The organism is Mesorhizobium sp. L-2-11, from assembly GCF_016756595.1.
Taxonomy (GTDB): Bacteria; Pseudomonadota; Alphaproteobacteria; order Rhizobiales; family Rhizobiaceae; genus Mesorhizobium.
In genome coordinates, this window is record NZ_AP023257.1 from 2,745,308 (window position 1) to 2,760,412 (window position 15,105).

17 protein-coding genes are annotated in these 15,105 nt (G+C 64.4%); 12 read left to right on the plus strand and 5 right to left on the minus strand.

The features are described 5' to 3' along the window. Window position 1 precedes the first annotated feature (1 nt). Together JG739_RS13115 and JG739_RS13120 are read right to left on the minus strand one after the other, a co-directional pair. Window positions 2-1,783, minus strand: a complete 1,782-nt coding sequence (locus JG739_RS13115; protein ID WP_202366810.1) for a bifunctional alpha/beta hydrolase/class I SAM-dependent methyltransferase — start codon at window positions 1,781-1,783, stop codon at window positions 2-4. A 30-nt stretch (window positions 1,784-1,813) separates the two neighbouring features. Beyond that, a complete protein-coding gene (locus JG739_RS13120; protein ID WP_202367451.1) occupies window positions 1,814-2,416 on the minus strand; it encodes a CDP-alcohol phosphatidyltransferase family protein in 603 nt (200 codons plus the stop codon). 233 nt (window positions 2,417-2,649) lie between these two features. Here JG739_RS13120 and JG739_RS13125 point away from each other — a divergent pair, with 233 nt between their 5' ends. Genes JG739_RS13125 through JG739_RS13150 form a run of 6 tightly spaced genes read left to right on the plus strand, consistent with a single transcriptional unit; the run spans window position 2,650 to window position 9,150 of the window. After that, window positions 2,650-3,639, plus strand: a complete 990-nt coding sequence (locus JG739_RS13125; RefSeq protein ID WP_202366811.1) for a sugar phosphate isomerase/epimerase family protein — start codon at window positions 2,650-2,652, stop codon at window positions 3,637-3,639. A 33-nt stretch (window positions 3,640-3,672) separates the two neighbouring features. Then, on the plus strand, window positions 3,673-4,731 hold the full coding sequence (locus JG739_RS13130) for a sugar ABC transporter substrate-binding protein (RefSeq protein ID WP_202366812.1): 1,059 nt from the start codon (window positions 3,673-3,675) through the stop codon (window positions 4,729-4,731). Window positions 4,732-4,791: 60 nt separating this feature from the next. After that, complete coding sequence (locus JG739_RS13135) at window positions 4,792-6,339, plus strand: sugar ABC transporter ATP-binding protein (RefSeq protein WP_202366813.1); 1,548 nt, start codon at window positions 4,792-4,794, stop codon at window positions 6,337-6,339. A 16-nt stretch (window positions 6,340-6,355) separates the two neighbouring features. Next, complete coding sequence (locus tag JG739_RS13140; RefSeq protein WP_202366814.1) at window positions 6,356-7,333, plus strand: ABC transporter permease; 978 nt, start codon at window positions 6,356-6,358, stop codon at window positions 7,331-7,333. After that, complete coding sequence (locus JG739_RS13145; protein ID WP_202366815.1) at window positions 7,330-8,205, plus strand: MurR/RpiR family transcriptional regulator; 876 nt, start codon at window positions 7,330-7,332, stop codon at window positions 8,203-8,205. The genes JG739_RS13140 and JG739_RS13145 overlap by 4 nt, the downstream gene beginning before the upstream one ends. Window positions 8,206-8,235: 30 nt before the next feature. Further along, window positions 8,236-9,150, plus strand: coding sequence for a ribokinase (locus tag JG739_RS13150; protein WP_202366816.1), 915 nt, complete (start codon window positions 8,236-8,238; stop codon window positions 9,148-9,150). Window positions 9,151-9,457: 307 nt separating this feature from the next. Here the strand turns inward: JG739_RS13150 and JG739_RS13155 are convergent, their stop codons facing one another. Together JG739_RS13155 and JG739_RS13160 are read right to left on the minus strand one after the other, a co-directional pair. Then, window positions 9,458-9,994 carry an Hsp20/alpha crystallin family protein gene (locus JG739_RS13155; RefSeq protein ID WP_202366817.1) on the minus strand — a complete coding sequence of 179 codons (537 nt, stop codon included), beginning with the start codon at window positions 9,992-9,994 and terminating at the stop codon, window positions 9,458-9,460. Between the two features lie 58 nt (window positions 9,995-10,052). Next, window positions 10,053-10,517, minus strand: coding sequence for an Hsp20 family protein (locus JG739_RS13160; RefSeq protein WP_202366818.1), 465 nt, complete (start codon window positions 10,515-10,517; stop codon window positions 10,053-10,055). A 230-nt stretch (window positions 10,518-10,747) separates the two neighbouring features. Here JG739_RS13160 and JG739_RS13165 point away from each other — a divergent pair, with 230 nt between their 5' ends. Continuing rightward, window positions 10,748-10,966, plus strand: coding sequence for a hypothetical protein (locus tag JG739_RS13165; protein WP_370463520.1), 219 nt, complete (start codon window positions 10,748-10,750; stop codon window positions 10,964-10,966). A gap of 185 nt (window positions 10,967-11,151) precedes the next feature. Continuing rightward, window positions 11,152-11,409, plus strand: a complete 258-nt coding sequence (locus JG739_RS13170; RefSeq protein WP_202366819.1) for a DUF982 domain-containing protein — start codon at window positions 11,152-11,154, stop codon at window positions 11,407-11,409. A gap of 62 nt (window positions 11,410-11,471) precedes the next feature. Here the strand turns inward: JG739_RS13170 and JG739_RS13175 are convergent, their stop codons facing one another. After that, window positions 11,472-11,741, minus strand: coding sequence for an usg protein (locus JG739_RS13175; RefSeq protein WP_202366820.1), 270 nt, complete (start codon window positions 11,739-11,741; stop codon window positions 11,472-11,474). 494 nt (window positions 11,742-12,235) lie between these two features. Between JG739_RS13175 and JG739_RS13180 the strand changes: the two genes are divergently transcribed. From JG739_RS13180 to JG739_RS13195, 4 genes are all read left to right on the plus strand, one after another. Then, a complete protein-coding gene (locus tag JG739_RS13180) occupies window positions 12,236-12,550 on the plus strand; it encodes a co-chaperone GroES (protein ID WP_202366821.1) in 315 nt (104 codons plus the stop codon). A gap of 58 nt (window positions 12,551-12,608) precedes the next feature. Continuing rightward, window positions 12,609-14,240 (plus strand): chaperonin GroEL, encoded by a 1,632-nt coding sequence (groL, locus tag JG739_RS13185; protein ID WP_202366822.1) that lies wholly within the window; start codon window positions 12,609-12,611, stop codon window positions 14,238-14,240. A gap of 247 nt (window positions 14,241-14,487) precedes the next feature. Beyond that, window positions 14,488-14,703: a hypothetical protein gene (locus JG739_RS13190; protein ID WP_202366823.1), complete on the plus strand. Its 216-nt coding sequence runs from the start codon at window positions 14,488-14,490 to the stop codon at window positions 14,701-14,703. 46 nt (window positions 14,704-14,749) lie between these two features. Then, on the plus strand, window positions 14,750-15,064 hold the full coding sequence (locus tag JG739_RS13195) for a DUF982 domain-containing protein (RefSeq protein WP_202366824.1): 315 nt from the start codon (window positions 14,750-14,752) through the stop codon (window positions 15,062-15,064). Window positions 15,065-15,105 lie beyond the last annotated feature (41 nt).

A 15,105-nucleotide genomic window follows, 5' to 3' on the forward strand; every position in this document is an offset into this window, starting at 1 on the left:
CTCAGACGCGCCGCGCGACCGAGACGGTGAAGATGCCCCACTGGTCGACGCGCTGGTCGAGTTTGTCGAAGCCGGCGGCCGCCACCAACTGGTCGATCTCGCCTTGCGTGCGCCGGCGCATCACCCAGGCCTGGCCGCCGCGATGCGAGGTCAGGCTGCGGGCGATCATTTCGAGCTGCGGATGCCAGGGCTGGTTGGTGTAGACAAGCAGGCTGCCGGGCTGCATCGCCATGGCCAGCCCGGCGAGCGAGCGGGCGATCATGGCGTTGTCGGAAAACAATTCATAAAGCCCGGAGACGGTGGCCAAGTCCGGCGCCGGATCGAGCCCGGCAAGCATCTCGGCGTCGAAGGCATCGGCCTGGTGGAACGAGACGCTGGTCGGCAGCTGCCGCTCGGCGATCAGCCTGCAGCCGAGCGAAACGTTGAGTTCGGAAAAATCCTGCAGCCGCACGCTGGCCGGCGGCTCGGTGCATTTGGCGACGGCGTCGAGCACGTAGCGGCCGTGGCCGGCGGCGATATCGACGATATGGACCGGACGGCCGGCGGCCTTCAGCGTCGCGGTTGCGCTGCCGATCAGCTCTTCGAGATGCAGCTTGCGCTGGCGGATGCCGCGCCAGCCGATGGCGTCGAGAAAAATGCGGTCGATCATGCGGCCGAGCGGACCGGCGCCGCGCGCCTGGTTCTCGTAGACATAGTCGAGCGTCGAGCCGGAATCGAAACCGGTGGCAATCCCGGTCTTCATGCCTGACGACAGCCAGGCGCCCGCCCGGATCGAGGCGCGGCTCATTGCCCAGTAGAGGCCTTTCGGTGACAGCAAGGCGAGCGGCGAAGCCAGCCGGTCGGCCTCGTCGCGTGTGTAGCCGGCGCGGTCGGCCGCGGTCAGGTCGAGCGGCTTGTGTGGCGTCGTGAACTGGCTTTCGAGGAACGGCTCGATCAGGTCGAATGCCTTGCGGCGGTCGCGCTCGCCCAGCGTGTCATGGAAGAAACCCGGCAGCACATGCCGCTGCTTGGCCGGGCTGGCGAGATTGACGAAGAATTCGTGCTGAGGTCCATGCCGCACCACCCAGTCGCTGCCGGAGATCAGCAATTGCGTCGGCACGGTGATGGCGCGGGCATCCGAGACGATGCGGGCGGCGTGGTCATAGAGCTCGACCAGGATGTTGGAAGCGATCGGCCGCGTGATCAGCGGATCGGCCTCGAAGGAGGCGATGCGCTCGGGGTCATGCGTCAGGAGCTTGGCCTTGACGTAGGAATTGACGAAGAAGCGGCCCTTGATCTTCTGCCACAGCGCAATGCCTTGCCTGGCGAAGGGCACGTAGAGCTTGACCGAGAAGGCCGGCGAGGCGAGCACCAGTGCGCGGATGTCAGGCGCATAGTCATGCACCCAGGCGGCGGCAAGCACAGCGCCGAAGGATTGCGCGATCAGCGCGATGTCGCGCTGGGAAAAACCGTCTCTGCCGATCTCGCGCACCAGGCAATCGATGTCGCGCACAAGTGCGGCAAAGGACGGCGCATAGCCGCGCTCGCCGGCCGAGCGGCCATTGCCGCGCGCGTCCCAGGCGTAGAAGGCATGGCCGGGCATGTCGATTTCGTCGACCAGATGCGCCATGCGGCCGCCATGCTCGTGGCCGCGGTGGAACAGCACGACCGCGCCCCTGGCGGGTTGCCCGACTGCCGGCCAATAGCGGTAGAAGATCTCGGTGCCGTCATGGGTGCGGAAGGTGCGCTCCTGCGCCACCCGCTGCTCACTTGCAGAAGCAGCAATCGTCGGTTCATGAAGCATGTTTTTCCCCAGGCGGATGCGACCGGAATTTCAGTCGCCGCTCCCGTTAAGGCCGCTGCGTATCCGGTTGATGGCGGTCACCAGCGAGAGTGTAGCCATTGCCGGAAACACAAACGGCCTGATCGCTTCCACCCACAAGCCGCAGGCGACGAGGACGGCGACGATGCCGAGCGCCAGCGCCCGATCGCTCTTACCGAACGGCCCGGCATAGTTGCGCCCCGTGCCCGCCGCGATGCCGAGTACGCCGGCGAATTCCACAAGCACTGCCGCGACGGCAAAGGCGACGACGCCCCAGGCTGGGAAGATGACGGCAAAGGCCAGGATCAGCGCCAGGTCCGAGACGGCGTCGCAGAGCTCGTTGAGATACATGCCGAGTTTTGAGGCCTGGCCATGTTCCCGCGCAAGCATGCCGTCGATGGCATTCAGCGCCATGCGCACAAACAGCACCACCGGCATCAGCAGGAAGATCGCGCGATGGCCGGCAAGGGCCGCGACCACAACGCCGGTGGGGACCGATAGGGCGGCGGCCAGCAGCGTGATCTGGTTGGCGGTGACGCCGGCCCCGGCCAACCGGTCGGCAAGCGGCCGCAGCTTCGCCTGGAAGGCCGGTTTCAGCGCATAGAGCGTCGGCATGTGCGAACCCCCCGGCCGCGGTGCAACTTCGGCGAGGATGATCAATCGGGGCGCAAGACGCAAGGGCGGCGTGCGGTTGTACACGATCGGCGGCGCCGGACGAGGCATCACGTGACCGCCGTGCTCTCGAAGCAGAGTATGTGGAGAGTCTGCTGCGGCATCGCCCATCCCTCAAAATATAACTTTACAAATATTCTAAAAAGTGTGAAGTTATGTCCATAAAAGGGTCATCCATGACAGCCAATCGTTTCGCCACACGCCTCAATTCCTTTGCCTCGCGGCCACAGGCCGAATGGCCGGATCTTGTCGGCAAACCGTCCGTGCTGCAGATGGCGGCGCGTGCGGCGAAAGTTGCGGGGCTGACCGACCTCGATCTCAACTTCCCCGATCATGTCGATGAAAAACCTGCGGAAATGGCGCGGCAACTCGGCGATCTCGGGCTTTCCGTCAATGGTTTCGCCATGCGCTATTACTCCAATCCGGCCTTCAAGCTCGGCGCCTTCACCAATCCGGATCCTGCTGTTCGCCGCGAAGCCATCGACCTGACCAAGGCTGGCATCGACGCCACACGTGAGGCCGGCGCCAATCTGATGACGCTGTGGCTCGGGCAGGATGGCTTCGACTATGCCTTCCAGGCCGACTACGCGACGCTGTGGCAACACGAAATCGATGGGATTCGTGAAGTAGCGGCGCATGATCCCGACTGCCAGATCAGCCTGGAATACAAGCCCAACGAGCCGCGCTCCTACAGCCTGATGCCCGACGCGGCGACGACATTGCTGGCGATCCGCGATGTCGGTCTGCCCAATCTCGGCGTGACGCTCGATTTCGCCCATGTGCTCTATGCCGACGAGCAGCCGGCCTTTGCCGCAGCACTGGTGGCGCGCCACAGCAAGCTCTTGGGCGTGCATCTCAACGATGGCTACGCCAAGCGCGACGACGGCCTGATGGTCGGCGCAGTGCATACGCTGCAGACGATCGAGCTGCTTCGCCAGATCCGCCGCGACGGTTATGCCGGCGCCATCTACTTCGACACCTTCCCCGACATGACCGGGCTCGATCCGGTCCACGAATGCGAAGTCAACATCGCCACCGTCAAGCGCATGCTGCGCGTCGTCGATCGACTGGAAAAGGACAACCGCCTGTCCACCGCCGTCGACCGTCAGGACGCGGTCGCCTCGCAAGCCATCATCCAGGAAGCCATGCTCGGGCCGGACAGCTGAGGCCGGCGCCGTTTCAACAAGGGAGGAAAGACCATGAAATTTCTGCTTGCCGCCGCCACCGCTGGCCTGATGGCGCTGTCCATCGGCTCCGCCTTTTCCGCCGACCTCGCGCCGCTCAATTCCGACACCGAGAAGGACCGCATCGACTGGTCGCAGCTCGAGGCCAAGTTCGGCGCGTTTCCCAAGCTGCCCGACGGCACCAAAGCGGGCGCCGTCTCCAAGACGCTGACCAACGAATACTGGCGCTCGCTGGGTGAGGGCTACAAGTCGTTCGGCGATCGCGTCGGCGTGCCGGTCGTCTATCAGGCGGCGCAGAGCGAGGGCGACCAGCTAGGCCAGCTGACCATCGCCGAAGGCCTGGTCACGCAGGGCTACAACGTGCTGCTCGTCTCGCCGCAGACCGACTCCAATTTGCAGCCGATCATCGAACAGGCCAAGGCCGCCAACGTGCCGGTGGTCAACGTCAATGACGCGGTCATTCCGCAGGCCGAGCACTATGTCGGCAATGTCCAGCGCGACAATGGCGTGCGCGTCGCCAAATGGTTCATCAAGAACCGGCCGGATGGCGGCAAGGTCGCCATCGTCGAAGGCCAGGCCGGCGTCTATGCCGCCGTCCAGCGCACCGATGGCTTCAAGACCACGATCACCGAGGCCGGCAAGTTCGAGGTCGTTGCCAGCGTGCCCGGCAATTGGGATCGCCAGACATCCTACGACGCGGCCAGCAACATCCTGCAGCAGCACCCCGACCTGATCGGCTTCTATGCCAACAATGACGGCATGGCGCTGGGCATCGTCGAGGCGGTCAAGGCCGCCGGCCTGCAGGACAAGGTCGCCGTCTTCGGCACCGACGGCATCTCCGATGCCTATGCCTCGATCCGCGCCGGCGAGCTGACCGGCACCGTCGATAGTTTCCCGGTGCTGACCGGCGAGGTGGCGCTGGAATCGGCGCTGCGGCTGGTGGCCGGGCAGAAGCTGCCGCGCGTCGTCGCCACGCCGCAGGCGCTGATCACCAAGGACAATGCCGACCGCTATTCCGGCGCCGGCGACGCCGTGCGCAAGGCGCTGCTCGAGGACGCTGCGGCGGGCAATTAAGGGCAGGATCGCGGGTGCCGGCCCCTTCGGCTGGCGCCCTTTGCCTGGAGAATAGAACCAATGTCTGTCGCGCGGCTGCAATTCGAAGGCATTTCCAAGGAGTTTCCGGCCGTGCGGGCGCTGAGCGATGTGTCCTTTTCGGTCGGCGCTGGCGAAATCCATGGCCTGCTCGGTGAAAACGGCGCCGGCAAATCGACGTTGCTGCGCATTCTGTCGGGGGTCTACAGGCCGACCGCCGGAAGCGTGCTGATTGACGGCAGACCGGCGACGCTGAACAACCCGGTCGCGGCGCGCGCCGCGGGCGTCGCCATGATCCATCAGGAATTGCAGCAGGTGCCGCAGCTCAGCGTCGCCCAGAACATGTTCCTCGGCCATCCGCTGACGCGCGGCGGCATCTTTGTCGCCCGGCGCGAACAGGAGCGTCGCGCTGCGGAAGCCCTTGCCGCCATCGATCCGACCATCGATCCGGCAGCTCCGCTCGGCAGCCTGAAGGTCGCGCAGCGGCAGATCGTCGAGATCGCCCGGGCGCTGCTCGATCGGGCACGCATCGTGGCGATGGACGAGCCGACATCGAGCTTGACGCCGAGCGAGTTCGAGCGGCTGGCCGAAGTCATTGCCGGATTGGCGCGCGACGGTGTCGCGGTCGTCTATGTCTCGCACAAGCTGGACGAGGTGTTCGGCATCTGCCAACGCGCGACCATCATGCGCGACGGCGTCGTGGTCGGATCCGTTGATCTGGCGCAAATGTCGGAAAAAGCCGTCGTTTCGATGATGGTCGGCCGCGAGCTTGCCCAGGAACAGCACCGCTCGCACGCCTCCAGCGAGGTCAGGCTGAGCGTGCGTGGCCTCGCCTCGGCAACCAAGGTCCATGACGTCTCGTTCGACCTGCATCGCGGCGAGGTGCTGGGCATTGCCGGCCTGGTCGGCTCGGGCCGCACCGAACTGCTGCGGCTGCTGGCCGGCGCCGACCGCGCCTCGTCAGGGATGGTCGAGATCGAGGGCAAGGCGATCAAACTTTCCAGTCCGCGCAACGCGATCGCCGCCGGCATCGGCCTGGTGCCGGAGGAGCGCAAGCGCGAAGGCATCGTCCCGCTGCGGTCGATCTCCAGCAATATGGCGCTGGCCTCGATGGGCGTGTTCGCGCCGCGCGGCGTCATCGATCACGCCAGGCTGAAACGGGTCGCGGCCGAGAAGATGAAGCGGGTCAATCTCAGGCCGTTCCTGCTCGAGCGGCCGATCCGGCTGTTCAGCGGCGGCAACCAGCAGAAGGCGATCATCGGCCGCTGGCTGGCGGCGGGAACGCGCATCCTTTTGTTCGACGAGCCGACGCGCGGCATAGATGTCGGCGCCAAGGCGGAGATCTATCATTTGATCGAAGAGCTCGCCGCCGAAGGCCATTCGGTCATCGTCGTGTCGTCCGAGCTTCCCGAGGTGATCCGGCTCGCCGACCGCGTGGTGGTCATGCGCGACGGCACGGTCGCCGCCGAACTCGACCGGGCTGATCTCAGCGAACAGGCGATCGCGGCGCACGCCATACCCCAATCGGAGACACAAGGCCGGCAAGGCGCAGGGGCCGGCAAGGCGCAGGACCATCGGGCCGGTGCATAACAGACAGGATCAGCAGATGACTGATGTAACCGAACACACAGCAGCCCGCCCACGGGCTGAATTCCTGCACCGGTTTTCGCTGCGCGATGCCGGCACGCTGATCGGCCTGGTGGTGATCCTCTCCGTCTTCGGCGCGCTGGTCCCGGGCTTCTTTGCCGAGCGCAATTTGATCAACATCCTGCAGCAGTCGAGCATCAACGCCTGCCTGGCGTTGGGTATGACGCTGGTGATCATCTCGGGCGGCATCGATCTGTCGGTCGGGCCGACGGCAGCCCTTTCGGCCGTCATCTCGGCCTCTATGCTGGTGGCCGGCGTGCCGTTTCCGCTGGCCATCGCCGCCGGCTTCGCCATCGGCCTTGTCTGCGGGCTGCTCAACGGCGTGCTGGTCGCCTATGTCGGGCTGCAGCCTTTCATCGTCACGCTGGGAACGCTCAGCACCTACCGGGCGCTGGCGCTGATCTATACAGGCGGCAATCCGGTGCTCGGCCTGCCTACCGGCTTCCGCGCCATCTTCAACGGCTCGCTGTTCGGATTGCCGTTGGCGGTCATCATCGTGGCCGGGGTCGCGCTGATTGCCTGGATCATCCTCAAGAAGACGCCTTTCGGCGAATATCTGCTCGCCGTCGGCGGCAATGAGGAGGCCGCCTACATAGCCGGCGTGCCGATCGCCCGCACCAAGATCGCCGCCTACATGATCTCGGGCCTGCTGGCGGCCCTTGCCGCGCAAATCCTGATCGGCCGGCTGGGTGCCGCCGAACCCATTCTCGGCAACCTCTGGGAGCTCGATGCCATCGCTGCGGCGGCCATCGGCGGCGCCTCGCTGATGGGCGGCAAGGGCAGCGTGGTCGGCACCATCCTGGGCGCCGTCATCCTCGGCACCATGCGCAACGGCCTGACGCTGATGAATGTCCAGTCCTTCTATCAGCTCCTGGCAACTGGCCTTATAATCCTCGCCGCGATGCTTATCGATCGCGTGACGAGGGGACGTGGATGACCTTGACCAACCTGGACCTGAAAGCAGTCGGACCGCGCATCCGCATGATGATGCCGCATCTGACGCCGCTCGAGGCGAAGGTGGTGGAAACCGTCTTCGGACGGCGCGGCTTCGACGAAACCATTCCGCTCAAGCAGATCGCCGAGGAGGCCGGCGTGTCGGAAGCAATGGTGGTCAAGATCGCCAAGAAGCTGGGCTTTTCCGGTTATCGCGACTTCCGCACCGCGGTCTACGAATACAGCCGCCTGCCGACCGCCGAAATGCATCAAGAGCTGTCGGTCGACGACAGTTCGGCCGAGATCGTCCAAAAAGTGTTCCGCACCTCGATCCAGGCGCTGGAGGAAACGCTGGCGATCCTCGACATGGACGATTTCGACCGCGCCGCCGATCTTCTCTACCGCGCCAGGACCCGTGATTTCTATGGCGTCGGCGGCTCGGCGCAGATCGCGCGCGACGTCTCGCACAAATTCCTGCGCATCGGCATCCGCGCAACAGTCTACGACGATTCGCACATGATGCTGATGTCGGCCTCGCTGCTCGGTGCCGACGACATCGCCGTCGGCTTCTCGCATTCCGGCAACACCAGCGCTGTCATCGATGCCATCCATCTGGCCCGCAAGAGCGGGGCCCGGACGCTGGCCATCACCAATTACGACAACTCGCCGCTGGCCGCCGTCGCCGACATCGTGCTGTGCTCGACCGCGCAGGGCTCGCCATTGATGGGCGAGAACGCGGCGGCGCGCATCGCCCAGCTCAACATTCTCGACGCGCTGTTCGTCGCGGTGGCGCAGCGCGACTACCAGGCGGCGGAGCGCAATCTCGGCCGCACCATGTCGGCGGTGACGTCGAAACGCCGGGACAAGGCCTCGTGAAAGGTTGGGGCTCATGAAGGACTGGGGTACATGACGGCTCCGCTGGTGACCGTGTTCGGCAGCCTGCACTACGACATCATGGTCGAAGCGGCTGACCGCCCGCGCAAGGGCGAAACCGTGACCGGCCATGCCTGGCAGCCGAAATGCGGCGGCAAGGGCGGCAACCAGGCGGTCTCAGCGGCGCGGGCCGGTGTGCGCTCGGCAATGATTGGCGCCGTCGGTGATGACGATTTCGGCCGCGCGCTTGTCGACAATCTCGCGCGCAGCGGCGTCGACAGCCGCTTCGTGCGGGTCGCGCCTGGCGCCGGCTCGGGCATGAGCGTGGCGATCTTCGACGAGGGCGGCGATTATGGCGCGGTGATCGTCTCAGGCAGCAATCTCACCTTGGGCGAGAAGGACATCGCCGCCGCGACCGAGATGGTTGCGCAAACGGCGGTGCTGTTGCTGCAGAACGAGGTGCCGGAAGCCGCCAATATTGCCGCAGCGCGGGCGGTGAAGGCGCATGGCGGGCGCGTCGTGCTCAACGCCGCGCCCGCGCGAAAACTGTCCGGCGAACTGATCGCACTCACCGATGTCGTTATCGTCAACGCCATCGAGGCGGAATTCCTGGCCGGCGTCCCGGTCGTCGACACGCTCGAGGGGGCTGCCGAGGCGGCACGCATGCTGGCCGATTTCTATCCGGCGGCAATCGTCACGGCCGGCGGGGAGGGCGTTGCCTATTGCAGCCGCGACGGTGAGGCATTTGCAATGGCGGCCCTTCCGGTGAAGGTGGTCAGCACCCATGGCGCCGGCGACGAGTTCGTCGGCGCGTTCGCGGCAGGCCTTGCCCGCGGGCATCAGGTCGAGGCTGCCCTCGCCGCCGCCAACGCGGCCGCGGCTTTGCTGGTCGCCACGCCGGAACGCGAGCGCGAGCGACCTGAGACCGGTGGCCGCCTCCGCCGTTGATCGTAACAGGCGACAACAAGCGGATGGCTAGGACTTTTCGCTCGGCTCCGACAGGCCGGCAGTCCGACAATTGATACGAAAGCCCGCCACCCCCATGGGATGACGGGCTCCGTTGCCTGGCCGCCAGGAACGCCACGGTAGCGACTCTGCTACTAAATGCTCCCGCAGATACTCAATATGCGGCCTTCGGGCCGTCAGGCGCATCGGCTAAACAAATGAAGCCCGCGCCTCTGGCGGAGCGCGCGGGCCGATCGGGACGCGGCCCGATCTGCACAGCCGGCGCTGGCGCGTCCGGCTGCCGATGTCGTCAGTGCTTGCTCTTGCCGGGGCTCGCGGCACCGCCACTGATGGCGATGCGCTTGGCCTTCGTCTGCGCGCGCTCCGTCTTGGGCAGCGTCACGGTGAGCACGCCGTTATGGAAGGCGGCGTTCACCTTGTCCTCCTCGACCTCATAGCCAAGCGGGATGCGGCGCTCGAAGCGGCCATAGAACCGCTCGGAGAAGTGCCTTTCCTTGTCCTCGGTCTCGGAGCGCTTCTCGCCGCGCAGCGTCAGCACGCCGTCGTCGAGCATCACTTCGATGTCCTTCTCATCCATGCCGGGGATTTCCGCGGTCACGCGGATCTCCTTCTCGCTGTCGGAGATTTCGACGCTCGGCCAATTGGCGCGCGGCGACGAAAATCCGCTGAGCATCGGCATGCGCGTTTCGAAACCGCGGAAGGCGTCGTCGATCATGCGGTTCATCTCGCGATGCAACGCCATAAACGGGTCGCGGTCCTCGTCACGATAGAAGCTGGGAACCGGACTGTTCTCCCGGCCCCAGGGAATGAGATCACGAATAGCCATTGCTGTTCTCCTTTCTCGACTGGTTGTGTCAAAGGCGAACGCCAGAGATCGCCTTGGCTCAGGCGGCCTGCTTCGGCTTCTCGACCTGTCCGGCCTTGCGCGCGCCGTCTTGCTTGGCGATCGTGATGCGGCGCGGCTTCATCTCCTCGGGCACCTGGCGCACGAGGTCGATCGTCAGCAGGCCGTTGTTGAGCGAGGCGCCGGTGACCGTCATGTGATCGGCAAGCTCGAAGCGCCGGGTGAACGGTCGCACCGGAAGGCCGCGATGGAGATATTCCACCTCGTCCTGTTTCTTGCGCTCGCCCGAAACGATGAGAAGGTTCGGCTCGTGGCTGATGTCGAGATCGTCCTCGGAAAAGCCGGCGACGGCGATCGTCACCCGATAATTGTTCTCGTCGCTTCGCTCGATGTCATAAGGCGGCCAGGTCTCGACTGCCTGCGGCGCGTTTTCCAGCAGGTTGAAGATGCGGTCGAAACCGATGCTCGACCGATAGAGCGGGGAAAAGTCGAATGCGGTTCTCATAGCTACATCCTCCATGGAGCAACATAGTACGAGGGACGCCAAAGAGCTTGGCGCTCCCTGGGTTCTGCCGGTCCCATCCGGCAACCGGCAATTTAAATTTGGTTATTGTCAGGCCGAAATCAAGACCCAGATTCTGTCCCGCTGCCAGGATTTTTGTTGCCAGATTGTACTGATAATGCCGGTTTCAACCGTCATTTGAGGGTCGCGCCGGCACCGGCACGGAGGATATCATGACCATGACACGCGACGAGATCATTTCGGTGCTGGGCCCGGTCGATGACGCCGTCATCGCCGACATCGCCTCGACCGGCGCGACGATCGAAGAGTTGCGCGAGGCCTTTGCCTGGGTCGGCGCCGATGAGGCGCTGGTCAACGAGGGCCGCCCGCTGCCGTCGGCCAGGGTAGCGACGCTGATCGGGCTTCTCGAACCGCCGGACGACGACATATAGCCGGGCCGTTGCAATCAGAGGCGGGGGCGTCGGGACAGAGGCCAGGGGTGGCGCAAGCATGGTTTGAGGCGGGAGGTCTTGAAGCGCGTAGGCAGACGAACCTTCTCGTCCATCGGTGCTGATCGGCCGCCTTGCTGCTATTCGACGATGTTACTTGCTCTAAAAACAGAAAGAAGGAGGAAGTGATGAAAGACGTCCCATTTTCCGAGCCGATCACGCTCAGGCTGCAATCCGTCGGAGAGCGCAAGGTCACCAGCAGCTGGGAAGCCATCGAATGCATGCAGCAGTGGCCGGACCGGGCGCGCGGCCGGAGCTGGCGCGCAGCCTATCGCGCCTGCCGCGACGCGCTCGACGGTTGGCGCACCGCACGCGAGGCTCGAACCGCGTTCGTCAAGGCGGCGCGCACCGCCGGACTGCTGGTTACGGGACGTAAATCCACCTGAATGCCAAGAGGCGGCACCTTCATGAAGGCGCCGCCTTTCTTCTATCTCGCTTATCTCATATCTCACTGCAGCGTAATGACGCCGTCCACCGCCCGCCATTCGGAGGGCTGGATCAGACGGTGATGGGCGACGCGCACGGAATGCAGCGGGCCCTCGATCTCACGTTCCCAAAAGTCGAGGAAATGCTTCAGTGTCGGGAAATCCGGGGCGATGTCGTATTTCTGCCAGATGAAGAGCTGCAGCAGGTCCCGATAGTCGGGAAGGCGATAATGGATCTCCGCCGTCGTCAGGCCAAAACCCTGCATCTGGAGCTGGAATTCGTTGCTGACCATGCACGTCTCCTTTCTGTCGTACAATCAGACGCCGATGCGGTGGTATGACGACAGGATCGCGCGCTTCTCATCAACGTCGAGCGTCGCATCGCCAGCGTGCATGATCGAAATGCCGGGATCGAGCAAACCGGCTGGGATCGGTCATCGCACTCCATCGCATCCTCCGCATGGAACAACGGCTCCGCTTCCTCATCGGTTCCGGCCGCCGCCAGGCGGTGCCGGATCGATGGCGATGTCGGAAGCTTGCGCCGCGATTTCAAGCTGCATCCGCCGCTTCAAACCCTTGGAATAGCGCTGATATCAGCGGGTTTTGGCACTCGAACATGGCGAGTGCTAAAATTTTTTCGGCATCCTCTTGAAAGCCTGAACCGGCAGACTAACTCGATAGGCGCGCGATGCCTGAGCAGGGGTCGCGCACCGTCGCATCGACCGTTGCAGCGGTCGGCTGCGAAGGGAGGTCCAAGAAAATCTGTTTGTCCTATGAGGAGAACGACATGGCGTTCCGTCCATTGCATGACCGTATCCTGGTCCGCCGCATCGAGGTCGACGAGAAGACCGCAGGCGGCATCATCATTCCTGACACAGCCAAGGAGAAGCCGCAGGAAGGCGAGGTCATCGCCGCCGGCCCCGGCGCGCGCGACGATAGCGGACAGCTGCAGCCGCTCGACGTCAAGGTCGGCGACCGCATCCTGTTCGGCAAATGGTCGGGCACCGAGATCAAGCTCAACGGCGAGGATCTGCTCATCATGAAGGAAAGCGACGTGCTGGGCGTGATCGAATTGAGCGACAAGATGCAGAAGGCCGCCTGAGCGGGGCCTGAACAAGCAATCAGTCAACGAAAAGCTGCCTATTTGAAGGAGTTATCCAATGGCTGCCAAGGATGTGAAATTCCATACCGAAGCCCGCGAGAAGATGTTGCGCGGTGTCAACATCCTCGCCGACGCGGTGAAAGTGACGCTCGGCCCCAAGGGCCGCAATGTCGTCCTCGACAAGTCGTTCGGCGCCCCGCGCATCACCAAGGACGGCGTCACCGTGGCGAAGGAGATCGAGCTCGAGGACAAGTTCGAGAATATGGGTGCGCAAATGGTGCGCGAGGTGGCGTCGAAGACCAGCGACGTCGCCGGCGACGGCACCACGACCGCGACCGTCCTGGCGCAGTCGATCGTCCAGGAAGGCGCCAAGGCGGTTGCCGCCGGCATGAACCCGATGGACCTGAAGCGCGGTATCGACAAGGCGGTCGACGCCATCGTCGGCGAACTCAAGGCCAATGCCCGCAAGGTGACCAGGAACGACGAGATCGCCCAGGTCGGCGCCATCTCGGCCAATGGCGATGCCGAGATCGGCCGCTTCCTCGCCGAAGCGATGGAGAAGGTCGGCAATGAGGGCGTCATCACGGTCGAGGAGGCCAAGACCGCCGAGACCGAGTTGGAAGTGGTCGAGGGCATGCAGTTCGACCGCGGCTATCTCAGTCCCTATTTCATCACCAACCAGGACAAGATGCGCGTCGAGCTCGAAGTGCCCTATCTGCTGATCCACGAGAAGAAGCTTTCCAACCTGCAGGCCATGCTGCCGGTGCTCGAAGCCGCAGTGCAATCGGGCAAGCCGCTGCTGATCATCGCCGAGGATGTCGAAGGCGAGGCGCTGGCGACGCTGGTCGTCAACAAGCTGCGCGGCGGCCTGAAGGTTGCAGCCGTCAAGGCGCCGGGTTTTGGTGATCGCCGCAAGGCGATGCTGGAAGACATCGCCATCCTGACCGGCGGCACGGCAATCAGCGAGGATCTCGGCATCAAGCTCGAAAACGTCACGCTGGAGATGCTCGGCCGCGCCAAAAAAGTGGTGATCGAGAAAGAGAACACCACCATCGTCGACGGCGCCGGCCGCAAGGACGAGATCCAGGGCCGCATCACCCAGATCAAGGCGCAGATCGAGGAGACCACCTCCGACTACGACCGCGAGAAGCTGCAGGAGCGGCTGGCCAAGCTCGCCGGTGGCGTCGCCGTCATCCGCGTCGGCGGCTCGACCGAGGTCGAGGTCAAGGAGCGCAAGGACCGCGTCGACGACGCCATGCACGCCACCCGCGCTGCGGTCGAGGAAGGCATACTGCCTGGCGGCGGCGTGGCGCTGCTCAGGGCGGCGAAGGCGCTCGACAATGTCGCCGTCGACAATCCCGACCAGAAGACCGGCGTCGAGATCGTGCGTCGGGCCATTGAGCAGCCGGTGCGCCAGATCGCCGAGAATGCCGGTGCGGAAGGTTCGATCATCGTCGGCAAGCTGCGCGAGAAGACCGAATTCGGCTATGGCTGGAACGCCCAGACCAATGAGTTCGGCGATCTCTTCGCGCAAGGCGTGATCGACCCGGCCAAAGTGGTGCGCGCCGCACTCCAGGACGCTGCGTCGGTCGCCGGCCTGCTCGTCACCACCGAGGCGATGGTGGCCGAGAAGCCGAAGAAGGAAGCTGCCGCACCGGCAATGCCCGGCGGCGGCGGCATGGACTTCTAAAGAGACCGTTTGGAAACTCTACTCTGGCGGCCATCTGATGGCGTTTTCTGCGCTTCCGGTGCTCACGGACCCAAATGTCCGCTGCGCGCCGGTTCTCGAAACCACCACCATATGACTCGCCAGAGCGAATTTCGAAACAGTCTCTGAGATCAGCCTCCAAGCGAGGCTTCTAAACGGCAGATCGACCGTGTCCGCCAAAAGCGGGCACGGTCTTGCCGGTCCGGACCAATGCGGAGCAGGTGTTGCCATGGATATGTTGGACAGTTTTGGAGAGATCGCGGCGCCGACCCGCCCGAAGAACGATTTCAACTATGAAACCGATTGCAGGGCGGCGCTGGCGCCCTTGGTCGACGGCTTGCTGGATAAGGCCGAGCAGGCCGGCTGGGATCGCCGCAAGTCGGCCTATACGCTGATGTTCCTGTCGGCCCAACGCGTGGGGGCCGGCAAGGAGGAGCGCAGTTGATTGCCGCGTGTTACGGTGGAATGGAGACAGTTGAAAGGAGAGTGTCATGGACCGTTCTTCTTTTGAAAAGCCGGTCACCATCCTTACCGGCCTCGGCACGCCGACCAGGATAGAAAGCGCGGCTGAGGCCTATGCGCTGCTTGCCGACTGGCCGCGGGCGAGCCGGACGGCCGCGCATGACATCGCCGCCAAAGCCTGCCGGGCGGCGATGGACGGAGAGATCGACGCCGAGACGGCGCGGGCGACCTTCGTGGCGTTCGCCCGCCGCAACGATCTTCTCGCGCCGCAGACGAGCTCGACGGTTGCGGGTGGACCGGTCGCCGATTGGGCGCGTTCGCAGCGTCTCAACGCACCGGCGTGAGCGGTAGCCTTTCATCGAATGTTCGAGATTGGCGAAAGCCG